1 rRNA gene is annotated in these 273 nt (G+C 48.0%); it reads right to left on the bottom strand.

Annotated features, from left to right (window positions below):
- Positions 1-123 (bottom strand): 16S ribosomal RNA (locus tag H3Z84_RS15675); the annotation flags it as partial.
- Positions 124-273 lie beyond the last annotated feature (150 nt).

Below are 273 nucleotides of genomic sequence, written 5' to 3' on the forward strand. Positions count from 1 at the left end.
AAGCATTACTCACCCGTCCGCCGCTCGTCAGCGGGGTGCAAGCACCCCCTGTTACCGCTCGACTTGCATGTGTTAAGCCTGCCGCCAGCGTTCAATCTGAGCCATGATCAAACTCTTCAGTTTAAATCATACAAGAACCCGTAAGTTCTTAATTCTTGCTCAAGACAAAACTCAATTTTCGACGAGTCACTGTCCTGATATTTCGTATCCGAAATACCTCGGCCAGCGCCCACACGAATTACTTGGTTAACTTGTTAAAGAGCGTTTGAGCTG

Source organism: Marinobacter sp. bablab_jr003, assembly GCF_016464245.1.
GTDB lineage: Bacteria > Pseudomonadota > Gammaproteobacteria > Pseudomonadales > Oleiphilaceae > Marinobacter > Marinobacter vinifirmus.